This window comes from Couchioplanes caeruleus, from assembly GCF_003751945.1.
Classification (GTDB): domain Bacteria; phylum Actinomycetota; class Actinomycetes; order Mycobacteriales; family Micromonosporaceae; genus Actinoplanes; species Actinoplanes caeruleus.
Genome location: NZ_RJKL01000001.1, coordinates 7,877,269 through 7,899,843, shown reverse-complemented (window position 1 = coordinate 7,899,843; position 22,575 = coordinate 7,877,269). Strand labels below are relative to the sequence as shown.

The 22,575-nt window shown below is 71.0% G+C and carries 19 protein-coding genes, 1 tRNA gene and 1 pseudogene; 11 read left to right on the top strand and 10 right to left on the bottom strand.

Annotated features, from left to right (window positions below; translation table 11 throughout):
• Window positions 1-49 precede the first annotated feature (49 nt).
• Window positions 50-1,201 (top strand): acyl-CoA dehydrogenase family protein, encoded by a 1,152-nt coding sequence (locus tag EDD30_RS35600; RefSeq protein ID WP_071805510.1) that lies wholly within the window; start codon window positions 50-52, stop codon window positions 1,199-1,201.
• Window positions 1,202-1,213: 12 nt separating this feature from the next.
• Here EDD30_RS35600 and EDD30_RS35595 read toward each other — a convergent pair.
• The 3 genes from EDD30_RS35595 to EDD30_RS35585 form a co-directional block, all read right to left on the bottom strand.
• A tRNA-Gly gene (locus tag EDD30_RS35595) sits at window positions 1,214-1,286 on the bottom strand.
• Window positions 1,287-1,318: 32 nt separating this feature from the next.
• Window positions 1,319-2,818 (bottom strand): glycerol kinase GlpK, encoded by a 1,500-nt coding sequence (glpK, locus tag EDD30_RS35590; RefSeq protein ID WP_071805508.1) that lies wholly within the window; start codon window positions 2,816-2,818, stop codon window positions 1,319-1,321.
• Between the two features lie 19 nt (window positions 2,819-2,837).
• Window positions 2,838-3,593 (bottom strand): IclR family transcriptional regulator, encoded by a 756-nt coding sequence (locus EDD30_RS35585; RefSeq protein ID WP_071805528.1) that lies wholly within the window; start codon window positions 3,591-3,593, stop codon window positions 2,838-2,840.
• Window positions 3,594-3,698: 105 nt separating this feature from the next.
• Between EDD30_RS35585 and EDD30_RS35580 the strand changes: the two genes are divergently transcribed.
• From EDD30_RS35580 to EDD30_RS35570, 3 genes are read left to right on the top strand one after another with little or no spacing between them, the layout of a single operon-like run.
• Window positions 3,699-4,535: an MIP/aquaporin family protein gene (locus EDD30_RS35580; RefSeq protein ID WP_071805506.1), complete on the top strand. Its 837-nt coding sequence runs from the start codon at window positions 3,699-3,701 to the stop codon at window positions 4,533-4,535.
• On the top strand, window positions 4,528-6,045 hold the full coding sequence (gene glpK / locus EDD30_RS35575) for a glycerol kinase GlpK (protein WP_071805504.1): 1,518 nt from the start codon (window positions 4,528-4,530) through the stop codon (window positions 6,043-6,045). The genes EDD30_RS35580 and glpK (EDD30_RS35575) overlap by 8 nt, the downstream gene beginning before the upstream one ends.
• Window positions 6,038-7,744, top strand: coding sequence for a glycerol-3-phosphate dehydrogenase/oxidase (locus tag EDD30_RS35570; protein ID WP_394328250.1), 1,707 nt, complete (start codon window positions 6,038-6,040; stop codon window positions 7,742-7,744). Before glpK (EDD30_RS35575) ends, EDD30_RS35570 begins: the two co-directional genes overlap by 8 nt.
• Window positions 7,745-7,792: 48 nt before the next feature.
• Here EDD30_RS35570 and EDD30_RS35565 read toward each other — a convergent pair whose 3' ends face one another.
• Both EDD30_RS35565 and EDD30_RS35555 read right to left on the bottom strand, forming a co-directional pair.
• A complete protein-coding gene (locus EDD30_RS35565; RefSeq protein WP_342353768.1) occupies window positions 7,793-8,290 on the bottom strand; it encodes a DUF4429 domain-containing protein in 498 nt (165 codons plus the stop codon).
• 159 nt (window positions 8,291-8,449) lie between these two features.
• Window positions 8,450-9,373, bottom strand: a complete 924-nt coding sequence (locus EDD30_RS35555) for a metallophosphoesterase family protein (RefSeq protein WP_071805496.1) — start codon at window positions 9,371-9,373, stop codon at window positions 8,450-8,452.
• Window positions 9,374-9,541: 168 nt separating this feature from the next.
• Between EDD30_RS35555 and EDD30_RS35550 the strand changes: the two are divergent.
• Together EDD30_RS35550 and EDD30_RS35545 are read left to right on the top strand one after the other, a co-directional pair.
• Window positions 9,542-10,903 (top strand): annotated as a pseudogene (locus EDD30_RS35550) (NF041680 family putative transposase); the annotation flags it as partial.
• 118 nt (window positions 10,904-11,021) lie between these two features.
• Entirely contained in the window at window positions 11,022-11,792 is a 771-nt protein-coding gene (locus EDD30_RS35545; RefSeq protein ID WP_244945515.1) for a hypothetical protein, read from the top strand.
• An 11-nt stretch (window positions 11,793-11,803) separates the two neighbouring features.
• Here EDD30_RS35545 and EDD30_RS35540 read toward each other — a convergent pair whose 3' ends face one another.
• From EDD30_RS35540 to EDD30_RS35525, 4 genes are read right to left on the bottom strand one after another with little or no spacing between them, the layout of a single operon-like run.
• Window positions 11,804-12,799 (bottom strand): TIGR03842 family LLM class F420-dependent oxidoreductase, encoded by a 996-nt coding sequence (locus EDD30_RS35540; protein ID WP_071805495.1) that lies wholly within the window; start codon window positions 12,797-12,799, stop codon window positions 11,804-11,806.
• Between the two features lie 5 nt (window positions 12,800-12,804).
• The gene (locus tag EDD30_RS35535; protein ID WP_123678697.1) at window positions 12,805-14,289 is read right to left on the bottom strand and encodes a CoA-acylating methylmalonate-semialdehyde dehydrogenase; all 1,485 of its coding nucleotides are present in this window, start codon (window positions 14,287-14,289) and stop codon (window positions 12,805-12,807) included.
• Between the two features lie 53 nt (window positions 14,290-14,342).
• Window positions 14,343-15,746: a dihydropyrimidinase gene (hydA, locus tag EDD30_RS35530; RefSeq protein WP_071804835.1), complete on the bottom strand. Its 1,404-nt coding sequence runs from the start codon at window positions 15,744-15,746 to the stop codon at window positions 14,343-14,345.
• The gene (locus tag EDD30_RS35525; protein ID WP_071804834.1) at window positions 15,743-16,582 is read right to left on the bottom strand and encodes a nitrilase-related carbon-nitrogen hydrolase; all 840 of its coding nucleotides are present in this window, start codon (window positions 16,580-16,582) and stop codon (window positions 15,743-15,745) included. The genes hydA and EDD30_RS35525 overlap by 4 nt, the downstream gene beginning before the upstream one ends.
• A gap of 187 nt (window positions 16,583-16,769) precedes the next feature.
• On the opposite strand from EDD30_RS35525, the gene EDD30_RS35520 reads away from it, so the two are divergent.
• The 3 genes from EDD30_RS35520 (at window position 16,770) to EDD30_RS35510 (ending at window position 20,090) form a co-directional block, all read left to right on the top strand.
• Window positions 16,770-18,143, top strand: a complete 1,374-nt coding sequence (locus EDD30_RS35520) for an aminotransferase-like domain-containing protein (RefSeq protein WP_071804833.1) — start codon at window positions 16,770-16,772, stop codon at window positions 18,141-18,143.
• Between the two features lie 43 nt (window positions 18,144-18,186).
• Window positions 18,187-19,488: an aspartate aminotransferase family protein gene (locus EDD30_RS35515; protein ID WP_071804832.1), complete on the top strand. Its 1,302-nt coding sequence runs from the start codon at window positions 18,187-18,189 to the stop codon at window positions 19,486-19,488.
• Between the two features lie 182 nt (window positions 19,489-19,670).
• Window positions 19,671-20,090 (top strand): DUF1801 domain-containing protein, encoded by a 420-nt coding sequence (locus tag EDD30_RS35510; protein WP_244945514.1) that lies wholly within the window; start codon window positions 19,671-19,673, stop codon window positions 20,088-20,090.
• Between the two features lie 454 nt (window positions 20,091-20,544).
• Here EDD30_RS35510 and EDD30_RS35500 read toward each other — a convergent pair whose 3' ends face one another.
• On the bottom strand, window positions 20,545-20,721 hold the full coding sequence (locus EDD30_RS35500) for a hypothetical protein (protein WP_211353768.1): 177 nt from the start codon (window positions 20,719-20,721) through the stop codon (window positions 20,545-20,547).
• Window positions 20,722-20,930: 209 nt separating this feature from the next.
• Here EDD30_RS35500 and EDD30_RS35495 point away from each other — a divergent pair, with 209 nt between their 5' ends.
• A complete protein-coding gene (locus tag EDD30_RS35495) occupies window positions 20,931-21,722 on the top strand; it encodes a hypothetical protein (protein ID WP_071804828.1) in 792 nt (263 codons plus the stop codon).
• An 83-nt stretch (window positions 21,723-21,805) separates the two neighbouring features.
• Window positions 21,806-22,546 (top strand): SIR2 family NAD-dependent protein deacylase, encoded by a 741-nt coding sequence (locus EDD30_RS35490; RefSeq protein WP_071804827.1) that lies wholly within the window; start codon window positions 21,806-21,808, stop codon window positions 22,544-22,546.
• Window positions 22,547-22,575 lie beyond the last annotated feature (29 nt).

The following is a 22,575-nucleotide window of genomic DNA, read 5'->3' as shown; positions in this document are numbered from 1 at the left end:
GGCATCGGCCGATGTCTAACGGGTCGATCATCTGGGTATCAGGGCGCGCATGTTCGAGCTGCTGACCGGTGACCTCTACCGCTTCCAGGACCTGTTGACCCCCGAGGACGCCGAGGTGGTGACGCGCGTCCGGACCTTCCTCGAGGCCGAGGTGGTCCCGGTCGCCAACGACCACTGGGCGCGGGCCGAGTTTCCCTTCCCGCTCGTCAAGGGCTTCGCCGATCTGGGCATCGCCGGGGCGAGGCACTCGAATCTGCTCTCCGGGTGGATCGCGCTGGAGATGGCTCGCGCGGACGCCTCGATGGCCACGTTCTTCGGGGTGCACTCGGGGCTGGCGATGGGCAGCATCGAGACCTGCGGCTCGGCGGAACAGCAGGAACGCTGGCTCCCGCGGATGCGGACGTTCGAGAAGATCGGCGCGTTCGCCCTCACCGAGCCCACCGGCGGGTCCGATGTGGCCGCCGGCCTGCGCACGACCGCCCGCCGGGACGGCGACCGCTGGATCCTGAACGGCAAGAAGCGGTGGATCGGCAACGGGACCTTCGCCGACCTCATCGTGGTCTGGGCCCGTGACGTGGCGGACGACCAGGTCAAGGGATTCGTGGTGCACCAGGACAACCCGGGCTTCGCGGCGACGAAGATCGAGAACAAGATCGCGCTGCGGACCGTGCAGAATGCCGACATCACGCTGACCGAGTGCGAGGTGCCGGAGGCCGACCGGCTGCAGAACGCGCGTTCCTTCAAGGACACGGCCAAGGTGTTGCGCCAGACCCGCAGCGGCGTGGCGTGGGAGGCCGTCGGGGTGATGCTGGCGGCGTACGAGATCGCCCTGAAGTATGCGAAGGAGCGTGAGCAGTTCGGCCGTCCGATCGGCGGGTTCCAGCTCGTGCAGGATCTGCTGGTGCGCATGCTGGGCAACGTGACCGGCGCGATGGGCATGTGCGTACGCCTCGCGCAGTTGCAGGACGCGGGCGAGTTCCGCGACGAGCACTCGGCGCTGGCGAAGGCGTACACGACGACGCGGATGCGTGAGGTGGTGGGCTGGGCGCGGGAGCTGCTGGCCGGCAACGGCATCGTGCTCGACTACGACATCGGCCGGTTCGTGGCGGACGCGGAGGCGCTGTACTCCTACGAGGGCACTCGCGAGATCAACACGATGATCGTGGGGCGGGCGGTGACGGGGCTGAGCGCCTTCGTCTGAGGGAGTGAAGAGAGCGGACGACGGGATTCGAACCCGCGACCCTCACCTTGGCAAGGTGATGCGCTACCAGCTGCGCTACGTCCGCACGCCGCCCGGTTGCCCGGCGACGGGGAAACCTTAGCAGTCCGGCCGGATCCAGTCGAAGGTGCGCTCGACGGCGCGCCGCCAGTTCGCGTACTCGGTGTCGCGCCGTCGGGGGTCCATCGCCGGGAGCCACTGCGCCGCACGGTGCCAGTTGCGGCGCAGGTCCTCGAGGTCCGGCCAGTGGCCCACGGCCAGGCCCGCCGCGTACGCCGCGCCGAGCGACACCGTCTCCGCCGCGAGCGGGCGCACCACCGGCACGTCGAGGACGTCCGCGATGTACTGCATGAGCAGGTTGTCCGCGGTCATCCCGCCGTCGACCTTCAGCGTCTTCAGCGTCAGGCCCGAGTCGGCGTTCATCGCGTCCACCACCTCGCGGGTCTGCCAGGCCGTCGCCTCCAGCACGGCCCGGGCCAGGTGGCCCTTGGTGATGTACGACGTCAGCCCGACGATCACCCCCCGGGCCTCCGAGCGCCAGTGCGGGGCGTACAGGCCGGAGAACGCCGGGACGATGTAGCAGCCGCCGTTGTCGGCGACCGTCCGCGCCAGCGTCTCGATCTCCGGGGCGCTGGTGATCAGCTCGAGCTGGTCGCGGAACCACTGCACCAGCGAGCCGGTGATCGCGATCGAGCCCTCGAGCGCGAAGTGGGCCGGCTCGCCGCCGATCTGGTACGCGACCGTGCTGAGCAGCCCGTTGTCCGAGCGCACCAGCTCCGTGCCGGTGTTGAGCAGCAGGAAGCTGCCGGTGCCGTACGTGCACTTGGCCTCTCCGGGGGTGAAGCAGGTCTGGCCGAACAGCGCCGCCTGCTGGTCGCCGAGCGCGGCGCCGATCCGTACCCCCGGAAAGGCCGCCGTGGCCGTCCCGAAGACCTCCACCGACGGCCTGACCTCGGGCAGCATGGCCCGAGGGATGCCGAAGAAGTGCAGCGCCTCGGGCGACCAGTCGAGGGTGTGCACGTCGAGCAGGTTGGTGCGGCTGGCGTTGGTCACGTCGGTGGCGTGCACGGCGCCGCCGGTCAGCTTCCAGATCAGCCAGGTCTCCATCGTGCCGAACAGGACCTCGCCGAGCTCGGCCCGCTGCTGCAGGCCGGGAGTGTGGTCCAGCATCCAGCGCAGCCGCGGCCCGGAGAAGTACGTGGCCAGCGGCAGCGCCGACTGTTGCTGCACCTGCTCGGCGCCGGGCTCGGCGAGCAGGCGGTGCACCAGCGAGTCGGTGCGGGTGTCCTGCCAGACCAGCGCGCGGCCGATCGGGGCGCCCGTACGCCGGTCCCAGAGCACCGTGGTTTCCCGCTGGTTGGCGATGCCGACCGCGGCGACCTGGTCCACAGTGATCCCGGCGCGGCGCAGCGTCAGCGGGGCCAGGCGTTCCACGTTGCGCCAGATCTCCGCGGCGTCGTGCTCGACCCAGCCGGGCTTCGGGAAGAACTGCTTGTGCTCCTGTTGGGCGAGGGACACGAGCTGACCGCGCCGGTCGAACACGATGCACCGCGTCGACGTGGTTCCCTGGTCGATCGCGACCACGAAGCGCTCGGTCATGAGGCCCTCCCTCTGCTGCTCAGTGCCGGGCGGCTCCCAGGTCGCGGGAGATCGCCCGGGCCGCGTCCCGGACGTGTCCGACCAGTTTCGGCCGCGGTCGGTACCTGCTGTCGCAGATCCGCTCGACCAGGCCGGAGACGCCGATGGCGCCGACGACCAGGCCGCCGTATCCGCGGATCGGCGCGGCGACGGCCGCCTCGCCGACGGCGTACTCCTCGATGTCGGCGCCCCAGCCCGCCGCGCGAATCTTGTCCAGTTCCGCGGCGAGTTCCCGGGGTGCCACGACCGTGCGGTGCGTGAAGCGTTCGGGCGACTCCGGTGGGCGGGCCGCCCGGTACGCCAGCAGCACCTTGCCGAGCGCGGTCGCGTGCAGCGGCAGGAGCGAGCCGATGTCCAGGGTCTGGATGGTGTCGTCGGGACGGAACACGTGGTGCACGACCAGCACGCGTCCTTCCAGGACCGTACCGATCCGGACGGCCTCGCCGGAGCGCGCCGCCAGCGGGTCCGCCCAGTTGATGGAACGGGACCGCAGCTCGTTGATGTCCACAAAGCTCGTGCCCAGGTGCAGCAGCGCGGCACCGAGCTGGTAGTGGCCCGACGCCCGGTCCTGCTCCACGAAGCCGACGTGCTGCAACGTGCGCAGGATCCCGTGCACCGTGCCCTTCGCCAGGTCGAGCGAGCGCGCTATCTCGCTGAGCCCGAGCCGCCCCGAGCCGCCGGCGAGCATCCGCAGGATCGCGGCGGCTCGCTCGATCGACTGGACCGTTCCGGGCACGGTACGGACTTTATGCCAGACATAACCCGGGCTCACCGGTTCGCGTTCGACAATGCCGAACCAGGTCAATTGCCGAGCTGTGATGCCGTTCATAGCTTCTCTGGCATGGCAGCACGCTGGAAGACTCCGGGATTCGCCGGCGAACTCGCCGCGGAGTTCGCCGGAACGATGATCCTCATTCTCTTCGGGGTCGGTGTCGTCGCGCAGGTAGCGGGCGGCGGCATCGGCGATCATGACAGCATCGCCTGGGCCTGGGGCCTGGGCGTGATGCTCGGCGTCTATGTCGCCGGACGCATCAGCGGCGCCCACCTCAACCCCGCTGTCACCATCGCGCTCGCGGCCTTCAAGGGCTTCGAGTGGCGCAAGGTGGCTCCCTACTGCCTCGCCCAGACCCTCGGCGCGTTCGTCGCCGCGCTGCTGGTGCGGTGGAACTACACCGAGGTCCTGCACCAGGCGGACCCGGAACTGACCATCAAGACGCAGGGCGTCTTCTCCACCCTGCCGGGAAACGGGACACTTCCGGTCGGTGAGTGGGGCGCCTTCCGGGACCAGATCATCGGTACGGCCATCCTGCTGTTCCTGATCCTGGCGATCACCGACGCGGCCGGCACTCCCCCGGCCGCGAATCTCGCACCCTTCGTCATCGGCCTGGTCGTGGTCGCCATCGGCATGGCCTGGGGCACCAACGCCGGCTACGCCATCAACCCCGCCCGCGACTTCGGCCCGCGCCTGGCGAGCTTCTTCACCGGGTACGGCGGGGCGTTCCGCGACCAGACCGGCTACCTGTATTTCTGGATACCGATCGTGGCACCGATTCTGGGCGGTCTGCTCGGCGCCGGGCTCTACAAGGCGCTGATCGGACGGTTCCTGCCCAAGGAAGACGCCCCCGAACCGGGCCGCCTACCCGACACCCCCGAGACCGTGGAGGCACGACGTGGCTGACTTCGTCGGCGCAGTGGACCAGGGCACGACCAGCACCCGTTTCATGATCTTCGATCATGGCGGCAACGAGGTGACCCGCCACCAGCTCGAGCACGAGCAGATCCTGCCGCAGGCCGGGTGGGTCGAGCACAACCCGATCGAGATCTGGGACCGTACGGCCTCGGTGATCCGCACCGCGATGCAGAAGGCGAACCTGCAGGCGAGCGACCTCGCCGCGCTGGGCGTCACCAACCAGCGCGAGACCACGGTGGTGTGGGACCGGCGCACCGGGCGGCCGTACTACAACGCGATCGTCTGGCAGGACACCCGCACCGACCGGATCGCCTCGGCGCTGGACCGCGACGGCCGCGGCGACGTCATCCGGCGCAAGGCCGGCCTTCCCCCGGCGACGTACTTCTCCGGTGGCAAGATCCAGTGGATCCTGGAGAACGTCGACGGGGTCCGCGAGGCCGCCGAGCGCGGCGACGCCATCTTCGGCAACACCGACAGCTGGCTGCTCTGGCATCTCACCGGCGGCGTCGACGGCGGCAACCACGTCACCGACGTCACCAACGCCAGCCGCACCATGCTGATGAACCTCGAGACCCTCGACTGGGACGACGAGCTCCTCGGCTTCTTCAACATCCCGCGGCAGATGCTGCCCGAGATCCGGCCGTCGTCGGATCCGAACACCTACGGCGTCGCCCGCTTCCCGGGCGCGCTGGGCGGGGAGGTGCCGCTCACCGGCGACCTCGGCGACCAGCAGGCCGCCACGGTCGGGCAGGTCTGCTTCAACGTCGGCGAGGCCAAGAACACCTACGGTACGGGCAACTTCATGCTGCTCAACACCGGCACGGATCTCGTACGGTCGGAGCACGGCCTGCTGACGACGGTCTGCTACAAGTTCGGTGACGCCCCGGCGGTCTACGCCCTGGAGGGCTCGATCGCGGTCACCGGCTCGGCCGTGCAGTGGCTGCGCGACCAGCTCCACGTGATCAACAACGCGGCGGAGAGCGAGACGCTGGCGGCGCAGGTCCCGGACAGCGGGGGCGTCTACTTCGTCCCGGCGTTCTCCGGCCTGTTCGCGCCGTACTGGCGCTCCGACGCCCGCGGCGCGATCGTGGGTCTGTCGCGCTTCAACACCGACGCGCATCTGGCCCGGGCCACCCTCGAGTCGATCTGCTACCAGACCCGCGACGTGGTCGAGGCGATGGCACAGGACTCCGGCGTGACCCTGGACGTGCTCAGGGTCGACGGCGGCATCACCGTCAACAACCTGTGCATGCAGACCCAGGCCGACGTGCTCGGCGTCGCGGTGAGCCGCCCGGTGGTGGCGGAGACGACCGCGCTCGGCGCCGCGTACGCGGCCGGTCTCGCGGTCGGCTTCTGGAAGTCGACCGACGAGCTGCGTGAGAACTGGAACGAATCACAGCGCTGGCAGCCCGAGTGGTCCCCCGAGCAACGCGAAGACGGGTACGGCCGCTGGAAGAAGGCGGTCCAGCGCACTCTCGATTGGGTAGACATTGACTGAGACAGCTCTTTCCCCCGCCGGTCGTGAGGCGGCCCTGACCGCCATGGCCGAGGGCGAGCTGGACGTGCTTGTCGTGGGTGGCGGCGTGACGGGCGCGGGTTGCGCCCTCGACGCCGCCACCCGCGGCCTGTCCGTCGGGCTCGTCGAGGCGCGCGACTTCGCGTCGGGCACCTCCAGCCGCTCCAGCAAGCTGATCCACGGTGGCCTGCGCTACCTGGAGATGCTCGACTTCGCGCTGGTCCGCGAGGCGTTGCGGGAACGCGGCCTGATCCTGCAACGGCTCGCGCCGCATCTGGCCCGCCCGGTGCCGTTCCTCTACCCGCTGCAACACCGGGTCTGGGAGCGGCTGTACGCGGGCACCGGCGTGCAGCTCTACGACCTGATGGCCACCACCAGCGGCGGCCTGCCCCGGCACCGCAACCTGTCGCGCCGCGGCGCGCTGCGGGCCGCCCCGGCCCTGAAGAAGGACTCCCTGGTCGGGGCGCTGCAGTATTACGACGCCCAGATCGACGACGCCCGGCACACCATGTTCCTGGCCCGCACGGCGGCGTCGTACGGCGCCCACGTGGCCTCCCGCACGGAGGTGGTGGGCTTCCTGCGCGAGGGCGGACGGGTCACCGGCGTCCGGGTGCACGACCTCGAGCACGACCGCACCTTCGAGGTCCGCGCCCAGCAGGTCGTCAACGCGACCGGCGTGTGGACGGACGACACCCAGGCGCTGATCGGCGAGCGCGGCCAGTTCCACGTCCGCGCGAGCAAGGGCATCCACCTGGTGGTGCCGCGCGACCGGATCCAGTCGTCCACGGGCCTGATCACCCGCACGCCGAGCAGCGTGCTCTTCGTGATCCCGTGGGGCCGGCACTGGATCATCGGCACCACGGACACCGACTGGGCCCTGGACAAGTCCCATCCGGCGGCGTCCAGCACCGACATCGACTACCTGCTGGACCAGGTGAACCAGGTGCTGGCGACCCCGTTGACCCGCACCGACGTCCAGGGCGTCTACGCCGGCCTGCGCCCGCTGCTGTCCGGCGAGTCGGAGTCGACCTCGAAGCTGTCCCGCGAGCACACGGTCGCCAGCCCGGTCCCGGGTCTCGTGGTGGTGGCGGGCGGCAAGTACACCACGTACCGCGTGATGGCCAAGGACGCGATCGACGCGGCCGTCCACGGTCTGGGCCGCTCGGTGCCACGCTCGTGCACCGAACGCGTACCGCTGTTGGGTGCCGAGGGATACACGGCGCTGTGGAACCGCCGCCGGGTACTGGCCGAGGAGTCGGGCCTGCACGTGGCCCGCGTCGAGCATCTTCTGAAGAGGTACGGGTCCCTGGTGCACGAGTTGCTGGACCTGATCCGCGAGGACCCGTCGCTCGGCAAACCCCTGGAAGGCGCCGACGACCACCTGCGGGCCGAGATCACGTACGCGGCCGGCCACGAGGGCGCCCGTCATCTCGAGGACGTCCTCACCCGGCGTACCCGCATCTCCATCGAAACCTTCGACCGCGGCGTCGCCGCGGCCCCGATGGCCGCCGACCTGATGGGCGACGTCCTCGACTGGACGAAGGAGCAGCGGGAACGCGAGGTGGAGAACTACCGCCTGCGGGTCGAGGCGGAACTCGCGTCCCAGGAGCAACCCGACGACGAGACGGCCGACGCGGCCCGCCTCGGCGCTCCCGACGTCGTCCCGTTGCAGTTGCAGTGACCCGCCGCGCCGGCCGGGAGGTCCCGTCCCGGCCGGCCGGGAGGTCGCCTAGCGCCGCCCGCGGCGCACCCGCCGCAGGTCCAGAATCGCCAGGATGACCAGCACGGCGAGCGGCACGACGAAGCAGGACACCGCCGAGCTCGCGAACATCTCCGCCGCCGCATCGACGGCGGGCCGGATGCCCCGCCCCACGTCGATGGCCGCCTGCACCGCGGCGCCGAGGCGCTCCGCGTCCGCGTTGGCCTTGTGCGCGAACGAGATGGAGGCGAAGTCGTCCATCGGCGGCCGGCCGGCGTGCGCGCCGAAGCGCACGACGGGCGCGGGCTCGACTCCGTCGACGAGGACCTGGAGGAACCCGTAGGTGAACCGGGTCGCCGGACGGCTCGCGATGCCGACGAGCCGTCCGACGTGGAACCGGCGCTCACCCTTGCCGGCCTGGCCGAGGCCGTCCTTGCCGATCACCACCCACTGCCCGTCGAACGACGCATAGCCGTGTCCGCGAAAGCAAAGTGGAGCCGCCCTCGATCGTCCTGGATCCCGTGACAGGACAGATAGAGGATGTTGATGCCGTCGGTGGTTCTGGCCCGGGCCAGAAAGCCTTCGATCGCCCGCTGGGCCGTGCGGCTCGTGCAGTCCATTTCGGTGCTGACCATGTAGCCGCAGGGGTGGGAGTGCTTCAGCTTGTGATTTAACCTCTGGACTCGCTCAATGCGTGGAGGGGATCGGCCCAACTGACTGGCTATAAGCAGGCGGTCCCAGTTCGGCGATGATGGAGCCGAGTTCCACGGCATCGACCTCGTAGGCTGTTTGGCCGACGTGCGGGTCACGCGCGTGCAGCGTGTGGCACACCGGCGAGTGAGGGCCTCCAAGGTCGATCAGCGACGCCGAGGCTCCCTTGACCGCTCGTTCCGTCCCTGGAGAGGCGGTCAGATCGATGCGGGTGACGACGCCTGGTGTCACCCAGACCGGCACGCCCGCGAGCGTTCCGAAAATCTGCAGATGGAAGTGTCCGCAGAGCACGATCCGCACGTCCGTACCGCCGATCGCGTCGGCCAAGTCCTGCCCGTTGCGTAACCCGAGTGCGTCCTGAACCGCTACGCCGGGCACGACGACGGGCGGATGGTGAAAGGCCAGTACGGTGCCGTGTGGCGCCGGCTCAGCGAGAACGTCGCGCAGCCACGCCAGTTGCGCCGGGCTGATCTGGCCGTATCCCCTACCCGGCACGAGGGAGTCGAGCGTGACGATCCGGTATCCGGCAACCGTGGTCACCGCCGCCCGGGCGCCGTCGTTCGTATCAAGCCGGTTTTCCGGCCGGTCCTTTCCTTCGGCGTCGAGGTGGCCGGTGCCCAGCACGGCAGTGAACGCCGCTCGCCCGTCGTGGTTGCCGGTGCTGAAGATGGCCGGGATGTGGCGCTGCATGGCGAATGCGCCGATCAACTCCAGCGCGTCGGTATAGGCCTCGCGCGATCCGTCATCGGCGACGTCTCCGGTAACTACCACCGCATCCAGGGCGGGAAGCTCGGCGCAGTCGTGCAGGATGCGGCGCAACGACTCTCGGGTGTCGACGCCGTCACCGTCAAGGCCGGGAACTCGAGTGAGGTGGGTGTCCGACAGGTGCAAGATCCGCATTCGGCAACGCTATCGAAATCCTCCACTGTCGATGGCCTCAAACGGTGAGATGTTGCTCATGACAGAGGTCCCGGCGTGCTGCCTGCTTGGTGCCGAGGTTTGGCGCAAGCGACCCCTCCTCCGCAAGCCTGCGTGCAAGCGCCGGCTCTCCGCATCCGCTGCTCATCGATGCCCGTTGTGGCGGTTATGACAGGCCGAGCAGAAGCGATCGATGTGCTGGCGGGCTTCCGCGAGCAGCTCTACCGATGCATGACCCGGCGGGCGGACGCCTTGTTCGAGCTGTCCGATGCGCTGTTGTGCACTGACGGGCCGGTGAAGACGCTGGTCGGGTTGTCTCTTGCCCCGGAGCACCGGCGCGGCCACGGCGCCATGTATGACGCGCTCAATCACGGCCGCATAGACGTGGAGTCGCTGCGCCGGCGCCTGGCCGGGTTGCCGTTGCCGCGGGCGGCGGACGGCCGCCTAGTCCTCGCGGTGGACGTTTCGCCGTGGTTGCGCCCGGACGGTGCGTGCAGTCCGCAGCGCTCGTTCTGCCACACGTACGGGCGTGGCAAGGACGAGCACCGGATGATCCCGGGCTGGCCGTACTCGATCGTCGCCGCCCTGGAAACGGGTCGGACCTCCTGGACCGCCCTGCTCGACGCGGTCCGCCTGCCGCCGGCCGCGGACGTCACCGCGGTCACGTGCGCGCAGATCCGCCAGCTCGTCGACCGCCTCACCGCCGCCGGGCAGTGGAAGCCCGGAGACCGCGACATCCTCATCGTGCTCGACGCCGGCTACGAAGCACCGCGCATCGCCTGGCTGCTGCGCGACCTGCCGGTCGAGATCCTGGGCCGGATGCGCTCGGACCGGGTGCTGCGCCGCCCGACCCCGCCACGCGTCTACCAGCCACTGGGCGGCCGGCCGGCCAAGCATGGCGGCGAGTTCGTCTTCGGCGCCCCCGCCACCTGGGGCGCTGAGCACGCGATGACAGTCACCGACACCCGCCTCTACGGCCACGCCCGGGCACGAGCATGGGACCGGCTGCACCCACGGTTGACCCGCCGCGCGGCCTGGGCGGATCACGACGAGCCGCTGCCGATCATCGCTGGCACCGTCATCCGGCTCACCGTCGACCGGCTCCCCAGCCAGGGCGAGCCGAAGCCGCTGTGGCTGTGGTGGTCCAAGGTCGACGCCGCTGCCGCGGATGTCGACCGGTGCTGGCAGGCGTTCCTGCGCCGCTTCGATATTGAACACACCTTCCGCCTGCTCAAGCAGATGCTGGGCTGGACCGCCCCGCAGCTCCGCGAGCCGGCCGCGGCGGACCGGTGGACGTGGCTGGTGCTGGCCGCGCATACTCAGCTGCACCTTGCCCGGCCGCTCGCGCAAGATCTGCGCCGGCCGTGGGAACGCCCGCTGCCGCTGGAACGACTCACCCCGGCCCGGGTGCGGCGCGGGTTTCGGAACCTGCGTGCGACCAGCGCCTCGCCAGCGCGGGCACCTAAATCGAGCCGGCCCGGCCCCGGACGCCCGCCCGGCTCCCGCAACCGACCCTGACGACCGAACGGCGCGGGTGGCGTCACTTCCCCGGCGGATTCAGCCCCCTTCACAGGGACGAGTCCGGGCGTTTCGGTCCCGCACCGGCACCGTTTCCGCCACCCTGGTCGGTGTGGAGGTGCACCTGGCGTCGTGGTGGGCGCAGTTCCTGGAACACTCGGACCGATTCGACCGGGCCTATCTGGTCGAGGGCCTCGGCGACCTCGTCACTCCGCACATCTCGGCACCCCTGCTGCGCCGCGAGGTGCAGCTCGCCACGGATACGGTGGTGGGGTACCTCGAGCGTCCCGCCAACGAGGAACGGGCGGAGCGGGCCCGGGATGCCGTCGAGCGGCTCGGGGAGACGCTGCAGCGGATCGAGGAGCGCTCGGCCGGTGCCGCCATCGCTATCGATCAGGCGGCGATCATGCTGACGGCCCTGCGGGGGGACTACGGCGAGGCGGCGGCCAAGGCCGAGCGGCTGGTCGGCAGCGTCAAGCTGCGCCGGCTGTTCGTCACCGCGCTGCGCCTGGAACGCTTCGACATTCCGATGACGCTGCGGCTGCTCGAGGGCGGGCAGTCGCCGGGCGAGGCGGTCCGCTCGGGCCACCTGCTCGGCCGCTACAGCTGGTGGCCGTCGTGGCTGCTGCGCATCGTCACCGAGCGGGCCCTGGCCGGCAAGCTCGACGAGGAGACCGTGGAGGCGCTCGACACGTGCGCGTACGCGGAGCTGAGCCCGATCCAGGCCAACCTCGCCCGCAAGCTGCTCACCAGCGGCGACCAGCGCCTGATCAACACCGCGGCCGAGCGGCTCGCCAGCCTCGGCGAGGCGGACGCGGCGGCGCGGCTGCGCGAGGGCGACATCGCCGCGGTCGCCCTCGCCGCCCGCCTCACCTCGCTGTAGCAGGCCCGCCGTCAGGTCAGCGCCGGGATGACGTCCTTGCCGTACGCCTCGAGCGTGCCCTCCTTGTCGTCGTGCTGCAGGTAGAGGGCGAACTGGTCGACGCCGAGTTCCCGCAGCTCCGCCAGCCGGGCGAGGTGGTTCTCGACCGGGCCCAGCAGGCAGAAGCGGTCGACGACCTCGTCGGGCACGAACGCGGCGTGGGAGTTCCCGGCCCGGCCGTGCTCGGCGTAGTCGTAGCCCTGGCGGCCCTTGATGTAGTCCGTCAGCACCTGCGGCACGGCGCCGTCGGCGCCGTAGCGGGCGACGATGTCCGCGACGTGGTTGCCCACCATGCCGCCGAACCAGCGGGTCTGCTCCCGCTGGTGGGCGAGGTCGTCGCCGACGTACGCCGGTGCCGCCACGCAGAACTTGATCGCGGCCGGGTCGCGGCCCGCCCGTTCCGCCGCGGTCCGGACCGCCTTGATCATCCAGGCCGCGATGTCCGGGTCGGCGAGCTGCAGGATGAAGCCGTCGCCCACCTCGCCGGTCAGGGCCAGGGCCTTGGGACCGTACGCGGCCACCCACACGTTCAGCCTGCTGTGCGGGGCCCAGGCGAACCGGAGCTCCCGGTCGCGCAGTGTCACCGTCTCGCCGCTCGCCAGCCCGCGGATCACGCCGATGCTCTCCCGGAGCTGGCCGAGGGTGTTCGGCGTGAGGCCCAGGACCCGCAGCGCCGAGTCGCCGCGGCCGATCCCGCAGATCGTACGGTTGCCGTACATCTCGTTGAGGGTGGCGAACTGTGAGGCGATGACCGTCCAGTCCCGGGTGCCCGGGTTGGTGACCATCGGCCCGACGACGACCCGCGAGGTCTCCGCGAGGATCTTGCTGTAGATGACGAACGGCTCCTGCCACAGCACGTGCGAGTCGAACGTCCACACGTGGCTGAAGCCCAGGTCCTCGGCGCGCTTCGCCAGCGTCACGACCTCACTCGACGGCGGGTCGCACTGCAGGACGACACCGATGTCCATCGTTCTCACCGTACCTTCGGGAAGCCGAGGTCGACCTCGGACGTGGCGGGATCTGGCCAGCGGGAGGTGACGACCTTGGCGCGGGTGTAGAACTGCAGGCCCTCCGGGCCGTACATGTGCAGGTCGCCGAAGAGCGACGACTTCCAGCCGCCGAAGCTGTAGTAGGCGACCGGCACGGGCACCGGCACGTTGACGCCGACCATCCCGCACAGGACGTCGTACTGGAACTGCCGGGCGGCGCCGCCGTCGCGGGTGAAGATGGCGGTGCCGTTGCCGAACTCGTTGTCGTTGACCAGGGCGAGGGCCTCTTCGTAGGTGTCCACCCGCACCACCGCCAGCACCGGGCCGAAGATCTCGTCGGTGTAGAGCGGCGAGTCGGTCGGCACCCGGTCCACCAGCGAGGCGCCGAGGAAGAAGCCGGGGAGAGCGCAGACCGGCGCCGACCGTCCGTCGACGACGACCTCCGCCGCGCCGGGCTCGGCCAGGTAGCCGGCGACCCGGTCGCGGTGCTCGCGGCTGATCAGCGGTCCCATCTCGGCGGACGGGTCGGTGGCCGGGCCGACCGCGATCCGGCCGACCCGCTCCTTGATCGCCTCGACCAGCGGGTCCGCGCTCGCGCCGACGGCGACGACGACCGAGACCGCCATGCAGCGCTCGCCCGCGGAGCCGTACCCGGCGCTGACCGCCGCGTCGGCCGCCGCGCCGATGTCGGCGTCCGGCAGCACCACCATGTGGTTCTTCGCGCCGCCCAGCGCCTGCACCCGCTTGCCCGCCCGCGTGCCCCGCTCGTAGACGGCGCGCGCTACGGGGGTCGATCCGACGAACGACAGCGCCTGCACGTCCGGGTGGTCGATGAGCGTCTCGACGGCCTCGCGGTCGCCCTGCACGACGTTGAAGGCGCCGTCCGGCAGCCCGGCCTGGCGCAGCAGGTCGGCCAGCATCAGCGAGACCGACGGGTCCTTCTCGCTGGGCTTGAGCACGAACGTGTTGCCGCAGACCAGGGCGTTGCAGAGCATCCAGAGCGGCACCATGGCCGGGAAGTTGAACGGCGTGATGCCGGCGACCACGCCGAGCGGCTGGCGGATCGAGTAGACGTCCACGCCGCTGGAGGCCTGTTCGCTGAAGCCGCCCTTGAGCAGATGCGGTGCGCCCGCGGCGAACTCGATGTTCTCCAGGCCGCGGGCGAGCTCGCCGGCCGCGTCGGCCACGGTCTTGCCGTGCTCGGCGCTGATCAGGGAGGCGATCTCCTTGCGGTGGGCGTCGACCAGTTCGCGGAAGCGGAACATCACCTCGGCTCGGCGCGACAGCGACGCCGCCCGCCACAGCGGGTACGCCCGCTGGGCCGAGGCCACCGCGCGGACGGTCTCCTCGGCGGTCGCGGCGACCACGTACGCCTGCTGCTCGCCCGTCGCCGGGTCGTAGACGGGCAGCCGCCGGCCGCTCGTACCCTCGACGGCCGTACCGTCGAGCCAGTGTTTGATCTCGTGCACGTGCGATCTCCATCCCAGGGGTCTCCGCGCAGTGCGGCGAAGCCGCCTTGGCGTTACAGCAGGTAGTCGGACAGGCCGCGGGCGACGTAGCGACCGCGACCGGCGCGGCCCGTGTACTCGCCGCCGGAGCTGATCACCTCGCCGCGGGAGAGGACGGTGTCCACCTTGCCGTCGATCTCCCAGCCCTCCCAGGCGGAGTGGTCCATGTTCATGTGGTGCGTCTCGACGCTGATCCGGGTACGCCCGTTCGGGTCGTAGAGCACGATGTCGGCGTCCGAGCCGGGCGCGATGACGCCCTTCCTCGGATAGAGGCCGAACATCCGGGCCGGGGTGGTCGCGATCGTCTCGACCCAGCGGGCCAGCGACAGCTTGCCGTCCACCACGCCCTGGTAGAGCAGGTCGACCCGGTGTTCGACGCTGCCGATCCCGTTCGGGATCTTGGAGAAGTCGCCGAGGCCCAGCTCCTTCTGGTCCTTGAAGCAGAAGGGGCAGTGATCGGTCGACACCACGGACAGGTCGTTGGTCCGCAGGCCCTGCCAGAGGTCGGCCCGGTGGGTCTCGTGCTTGCTGCGCAGCGGCGTCGAGCAGACCCACTTGGCGCCTTCGAAGCCGGGCGCGCCGAGCTGGTCCTCCAGGGTGAGATACAGGTACTGCGGGCAGGTCTCGGCGAAGACGTTGCGGCCCAGGTCGCGCGCGTTCCGCACCTGTTCCAGGGCCTTGGAGGCGCTGAGATGCACGATGTAGAGCGGGCAGTCGGCGGCCACCGACGCCAGCCAGATGGCCCGGCTGGTCGCCTCGGCCTCGAGCTCCTGCGGCCGGGTCAGGCCGTGGTGGACCGGGGCGGTCTCGCCGCGCTCGAGGGCCTGCTTGACGAGGACGTCGATGGCGGGCCCGTTCTCGGCGTGCACCATGATCATGGCGCCGTTGTCCCGCGCCTTCTGCATGGCGCGCAGGATCTGGCCGTCGTCGGAGTAGAAGACTCCCGGATACGCCATGAACAGCTTGAAGCTGCTGATGCCCTCGTCGGCCACGAGGTGGTCCATGGCCTTGAGCGACTCGTCGTCGATCCCGCCCATGATCATGTGGAAGGCGTAGTCGATGTGGCAGTTGCCCTGGGCCTTGCCGTGCCACGCGGCCAGGCCGTCCTGGACCACCTCGCCGTAGCGCTGCACCGCGAAGTCGATGATCGTGGTGGTGCCGCCGATCGCTGCGGCCTTGGTGCCGGTGTCGAAGGTGTCGCTCGCGTGCGTGCCGCCGAACGGCAGCTCCATGTGCGTGTGCGCGTCCACCGCCCCGGGGATCACGTACTTCCCGGTGGCGTCGATGACCTCGACACCCTCCGCGGGGCCGCGCCCGGGCGCGTAGATCGCCGCGATGGTCTCGCCGTCCACCAGCACGTCCGCCGCGACCGGCCCGGTCGGCCCGACAACCGTCCCGCCCTTGATCAGAATGCTCACGGAGCCACCAGCCCGTCGTAGGCGTCCGGGCGGCGGTCGCGGTAGAACTGCCAGCGGTCGCGGACCGTGTGGAGCAGGCTCATGTCGAGGTCGCGGACGATCAGCTCCGGCTTGTGGGTGTCGCCGACCTCACCGACGAACTTGCCCTCCGGGTCCACGAAGTACGACTGGCCGTAGAAGTCGTTGTCGCCGAGCGACTCGACGCCGACCCGGTTGATCGCGCCGACGAAGTACTCGTTGGCCACCGCGCTGGCCGGCTGCTCGAGCTGCCACAGGTACGACGACAGGCCGCGGCTGGTGGCCGAGGGGTTGAAGACGATCTCCGCGCCGTTCAGGCCGAGCGCCCGCCAGCCCTCAGGGAAGTGCCGGTCGTAGCAGATGTAGACGCCCACCTTGCCGACCGCCGTGTCGAACACCGGGAAGCCCAGGTTGCCGGGGCGGAAGTAGAACTTCTCCCAGAAGCCGTTCACCTGCGGGATGTGGTGCTTGCGGTACTTGCCGAGGTACGAGCCGTCCGCGTCGACCACCGCGGCGGTGTTGTAGAGGACGCCGGGCTGCTCCTGCTCGTACATGGGCAGGACCATCACCATGCCGAGCTCGGCGGCGAGGGCCTGGAAGCGTTCGGTGGTGGGTCCGGGGACCGACTCCGCGTACTCGTAGTAGGCGGCGTCCTGGACCTGGCAGAAGTAGGGGCCGTAGAACAGCTCCTGGAAACAGATCACCTTCGCGCCTTGGGCGGCGGCTTGCCGAGCATAGTCCTCGTGCGCCTTGATCATCGATTCCTTGTCGCCCGTCCAGGTCGTCTGGACGAGGGCGGCGCGGACCACCCTGCTCATACTGGCTTCCCTCTCCGTAGGTCCTGTCGACGGCGGTGGTGTGGGTCACGCGTAGATGGTGATCTCCTTCACCCTCCGTCAGTGCCCCTGTGCGGTGCTTGACATCGGGGACTCATGTCGTAGGACACTAATGACACAGCGCAGGGCGGACAATGGTTCGCGTGTTACCAAATGTTCTGGAGACGGCATGCTCGGGCTCATCGCGGACGCGGTCGACGACCGCAGTGCCCGGGGCATCGCCGCCGCCGTCAGCCGTCTGGTCAGCGCCGGAGACCTGCCGACCGGGGCGCGGCTGCCGACGGTGCGCGACGTGGCCCGGGCGCTGGGCGTCAGCCCGACCACGGTGAGCGAGGCCTGGCAGAGCCTGGCCCAGGCCGGGGCGATCCAGACCCGCGGCCGGTCCGGCTCGTTCGTCGCCGCCCCGGTCCTGCCGCGCGGACGGATGCGCTACGCCCGCCTCGCGAGCGGCCTCGGCAACGTCACCCGCGACTTCTCCACCGGGGTGCCCGACCACGACCTGCTGCCGAGCCTCGCCGGCTCCCTCGCGCGCGTCGGCGACGCCCGGCTCACCACGAGCTACCTCGACGCGGCCGTGCTGCCCCCGCTGGAGACGGCGCTGCGGCAGCGCTGGCCGTACCCGCCGGACCGGCTGACCGTCGTCGACGGCGCGCTCGACGCCCTGGACCGGGTGATCGCGGCCGTGGTGCGCTTCGGCGACCACGTGCTCGTCGAGAATCCCACCTTCCCGCCGGTGCTGGACCTGCTCGAGGCGGCCGGTGCCACGGTGGTCGGCGTGCCGATGGACGAGCACGGCATGCGTCCGGACGCGCTGGGCGCCGCGCTGACGGCGTACGATCCGGTCGCGGTCTTCCTGCAACCGCGGGCGCACAACCCGACCGGGACCGGACTCTCCGCCCGGCGCGTCGCCGAGCTCGCCGCCGAGCTGGCCGCCTACCCGCAGGTGACGATCGTCGAGGACGACCACGCCGGCGCCATCGCCTCCGCCCCGCCGGTGAGCCTCGGCACCCAGCTTCCGGACCGGACCGTGCACATCGCCGGCTTCTCCAAGAGCCACGGCCCCGACCTGCGGCTCGCGGCGCTCGGCGGGCCCGCCGAGGTGATCACCGCGGTCGCCGACCGACGCCTGCTCGGCCCCGGCTGGTCCAGCCGCCTCCTGCAGGCCGTGCTCCTGGACCTGCTGACCTCGCCGGAGGCCGCCGCGCAGATCGAGGCCGCGCGCGACACGTACACCCGGCGGCGCACGACGCTGCTCCGCGAGCTGGCGGAGCGCGGCGTGAGCGCCACCGCGGCCGACGGGATCAACCTCTGGATGACCGTCGAGGACGAACAGGCCGCGATGCTCTCGCTCGCCGCGCACGGCATCGCCGTGGCACCCGGCGCGCCCTTCTGCGTCACGCCGCTCGGCGCCGACCATGTCCGGATCACGGTCGGCCTGATCCACGACGACCACGCCGAGCTGGCCGGCATCTTCGCCGCCGCCGCCCGCGCCGGATCCGGTGGCGGTACGCGTGCCCGGCCGTACCCGCGCGGCTGGCGATAGCCGCACCCCTTTCACGATCCACCCCGACCGCTTGGAGACCCCCATGACCGACGATCTGCTCGCCCGGCACCGGGCCGTAATGCCCTCCTGGGTCGCGACCTACTACGGCGACGAGGCGATCGAGCTGGTCGCAGGCTCCGGGCGCCGCGTCACCGACAGCGCCGGACGGTCCTACCTGGACTTCTTCGGCGGCGTGCTGACCACCATGCTCGGCCACGACATCGCGGAGGTGCGCGAGGCGGTCGAGCGCCAGCTCGCCACCGGCATGGTGCACAGCTCCACGCTGTACCTGATCCGCCAGCAGGTCGAGCTGGCCGAGAAGATCGCCGGGCTCTCCGGCATCCCGGACGCGCGGGTCTTCTTCACCACCTCCGGCACCGAGGCCAACGAGGCGGCACTGCTGTTCGCCACCAACCACCGCCGCAGCAACCAGATCCTGGCGATCCGCAACAGCTACCACGGCCGTTCCTTCGGCGCGATGGCGATCACCGGGCACCGGAGCTGGTCGGCGAGCGGCCTGAGCCCGCTGTCGGTGAGCTGGCTGCACTCCGGCGACCGGCTGCGCGGACGACTGGCGGGGCTCTCCGACGCCGATCACATCGACGCCGCCGTCGAGGACCTGCGCGAGGTGCTCGCCACCACCACCGCCGGCGACGTGGCCGCACTCATCGCCGAGCCGATCCAGGGCGTCGGCGGCTTCGTGCACGCCCCGGACGGCCTGTTCGGCGCGCTGAAGAAGGAGCTCGACGGCCACGGCATCCTGTTCATCGCCGACGAGGTGCAGACCGGCTGGGGCCGCACCGGCGACCACTTCTGGGGCTATCAGGCCCACGACGTGCAGCCCGACCTCGTCACGTTCGCCAAGGGCATCGGCAACGGCTTCGCGCTCGCCGGAGTGGTGGGCCGGGCGGAGCTGGTCAACGCGGTCCCGGCGACCAGCTTCTCCACCTTCGGCGGCAACCCGATCTCCACCGCGGCCGGCAACGCGGTCCTCGACTACGTGCTGGAGCACGACCTGCAGCACCAGGCCAAGACCGTCGGCAAGATCCTGCTCGACGGCCTGCGCGCCGGCGCGGGCGACGCGGGCATCGTCGGCGAGATCCGCGGCCGCGGCCTGATGCTCGCCGTCGAGTTCGTCCGCCCGGGCACCACCGAGCCGGACCCGGCCGCGACCGTACGCGTCGTCGACGAGTGCCGCCGGGGCGGGCTGCTGGTCGGCAAGGGCGGCCTCCACGGCAACGTGCTGCGGATGGGCCCGGCGCTTACCCTGACCGAGGACGAGGCCCGGGAAGGCCTGGCCATCCTGGTCGACGCCATCCGCCGTACCGACGCCGCGGGAAGCTGAGCGGGTCTCGCGAGCCTGTGGCGGCGATCACAGCCGTCGGGTTACAGTCGCGTGGTCATGGCGGCACTGGCGGTCACCGTACGCGCGGAGGCCCCGCCGCGGCGGCGTGCCGCCGGTGCCCCGGTCGCGACCACATGCGTACCGTCGCCGCGACGGTGCGGTTCCGAGATGGCGGGTCGAACGTGGCAGGACTGAAGACCGCGCGGACCGGTGCGAGCGTCGGGGACTTCCTCGCCGCCGTACCGGATCCGAAGCGGCGGGCCGAGGCACGGACGCTCTGCGCCCTCATGGCGGAGGCGACCGGCGCCGCCCCCGAGATGTGGGGCGACAGCATCGTCGGCTTCGGCTGCTACCGCTATCGGTACGCCTCCGGCCAGCAGGGCGACTGGCCGCCGGTCGGCCTGTCCCCGCGCAAGACGGCGCTCACCATCTATCTCTCGGCCGGCTTCGACGAGGACCTGCTCGCGAAGCTGGGCCCGCACCGCACCGGCAAGTCCTGCCTGTATGTCAAGCGCCTGGCGGACATCGACCCGGACGTGCTGCGGGCGCTGGTCGCCGATGGTTTCCGCAAGCTCGACGGCAAGACCCTCGCCCCGGATTGATCCGCCGCTCTCCGCCGCCTCGGTGAAGGCGCGGCCCCGCCGGGTCAGCTCTCGCCTGGTCAGGCGCTGGATTTCGGCGCGCAGCGTCTCCGCCATGTCGGACAGACCCTGCTGGTCGGCGTTCGAGCCGCCGCTGGCGGCCGCGGCGACGCCGATGACCTGCTGGTCCATCTCGGCGATCACACCGGCGACGTCGTGGATGGCCACGAGCGCGTCCGCGGCGGAGCGCTGCGCGATGACGTCGTTGAAGGCGTCGCGAAGCCGCTGCAGCTCGGCGGGACCGTCCTGGTGCGGCACCCGGGCCTCGAGGTCGCCCTCCTGCAGGCGCGCCAGCGTGGCGAGCACGGCCCGGACGGTGGCGCGGTAGGCGGCCAGTTCCGCATCGGTCTCCGCCGGGGCGGTGCGCGAGGTCAGCAGCTTCATCGGTCGGCTCCCACGGTGGTCGCGCCGGCGGTCAGCGACCAGAGACCACCCGCGGCATGCCGGGATGCCGGATCACGTGGTGCGGCTGGCCGACCTGCGACTCCGGATAGGCCGAGAGCTCCAGGAACAGCGCATTGGCGTACTGGATGATCCCCTTGCGGTCCGTCTTGGTGACGATCAGCCGCCCCTCGTCGGAGGTGCGCTCCACCCCGGCGGGGTGGACGGCAAGCGATCGCATCTGAGGTGGGCCGCAGACTGCTACCGGCTTCCACCGCCGAAGGTTGCCGTACGGGTGGGGCGCTCCCTCGAGGCCCGCTCAGATTAAGTCTTTCTTAGAACCGGGCGGGGCTTGATCCGCCTCTGGGAGCGCTCCCGTACTGCTCGTCGAGGTCCTCTGACAGGAAGGCTCAGGCGAAGATGCACCTTTCCCGTAGTTCGGCCCGCCGCTGGCAGGTCACCGGCGTCGTCGCGGTCGCCGTAGCGCTGACCGGCGTCGGGCTCGGCGTGGCCTCGGCCGGTGACCGAGCCGCCGTACGCGCCGCCGCGCCCACCGTGTCGTGCCCCGCGGTCGCCGGCGAGCTGGGCGCCGTTCCCGCCACCGCCCGGGCCGAGATCGAGCGCAACCTGGCGCAGCTCAACACCCAGATCGCCGAGGCGAACAAGCGCCTGGCGACCAGCGCCGGCGAGGGCGGCCCCGACTTCGTTCAGAACGCGATCCTCGGCCCGCTGAAGGACAAGCGCGTCGCCGCCATCAACCGCATGGCCACCGCGATCGGCCGCAGCGCCCCCAAGCCGGATCTCGACGTGCAGAAGCTCGCGACCTGCACGCTGACCGGCGCAGGCGCGGCCGCTCCCGCACCGGAGTCCACCGCCGTCAAGACCGCTCCTCCCGAGACGGGCACGGGCGGCTCCGGCGCCGCAGCCACTGTCGACTGCCCGGCGGTCAGCGGGTTGCCCTCCATCCCGGCACAGGCCCGCGACGAGGTGACCCGCAACCTGGCGCTGCTCGACACCCAGATCGCCGAGGCGAACAAGCGTCTGGCGTCCAGCGTCGGTCAGGGCGGCCCCAACTTCATCCGCAACGCGATCCTCGGCCCGTTGGAGGACAAGCGCGTGGCGACCCTGAACCGCATCGAGACGGCGATCGGCCGCAACGCGGCCAAGCCGGAAGGACTGGAGCGCTTCGCACCCTGCGGCCTCCGCGGCTGAGGACCGGCGGGAAGCGGTGCCGGCCCGGCACCGCTTCCCGCGCGATATCCGATCGCCCGCGCCGGCGCCGACCCTCGACGACCATGGATACGACCTGGACGGACGGCGTGACCCGGGTAGCAGTGCTGACCGGGGCGGGGATCTCCACGGACTCCGGCATCCCCGACTACCGTGGACCGTCCGGCGTATGGACGCTCGATCCCGCCCTCGTCGACGCCTTCACCTACCGGTCCTTCATGGCCGATCCCGAGGTGCGTGCCACCTTCTGGCGGACGTACGCGGGCCACCCTGCCTGGAACGCCCGGCCGAACGACGCCCACCGCGCGCTCGCCGGCCTCGAACGGGGCGGATCCGCGGTACGCATCCTCACCCAGAACGTCGACGGGCTGCACCAGAAGGCCGGCTCCAGCCCCCGCAGGGTCCTCGAGCTCCACGGCTCGATCCGCGAGACGGTCTGCACCGGATGCGCCGCCCGGACCCCGACCCGGATCGACGGGAACGACGGGGATCGCCGCTGTCCGGCCTGCGGCGCGATCCTCAAGCTCGGCGTCGTGATGTTCGGCGAGCATCTCGACCCCGAGACCGTGAGTCTGGCCGAGCGGATCGCCTCGCACAGCGAACTCATGCTGGTCGTCGGCAGCTCCCTGCTGGTGGAACCGGTCGCCTCGCTGTGCGCGGTGGCGGTCAACGCCGGCAGCCGTCTGGTCATCGTCAACCGCGACCCGACCCCGTACGACGACCTGGCCACCGCCGTGATCCGCGAACCGATCGGCACGGCGGTACCCCGGATCTGCGCAGCACTGGCCGGGTCCGTGCGGGTCTGACGATCTGGGGGGCGAACGGGAACGGCGCG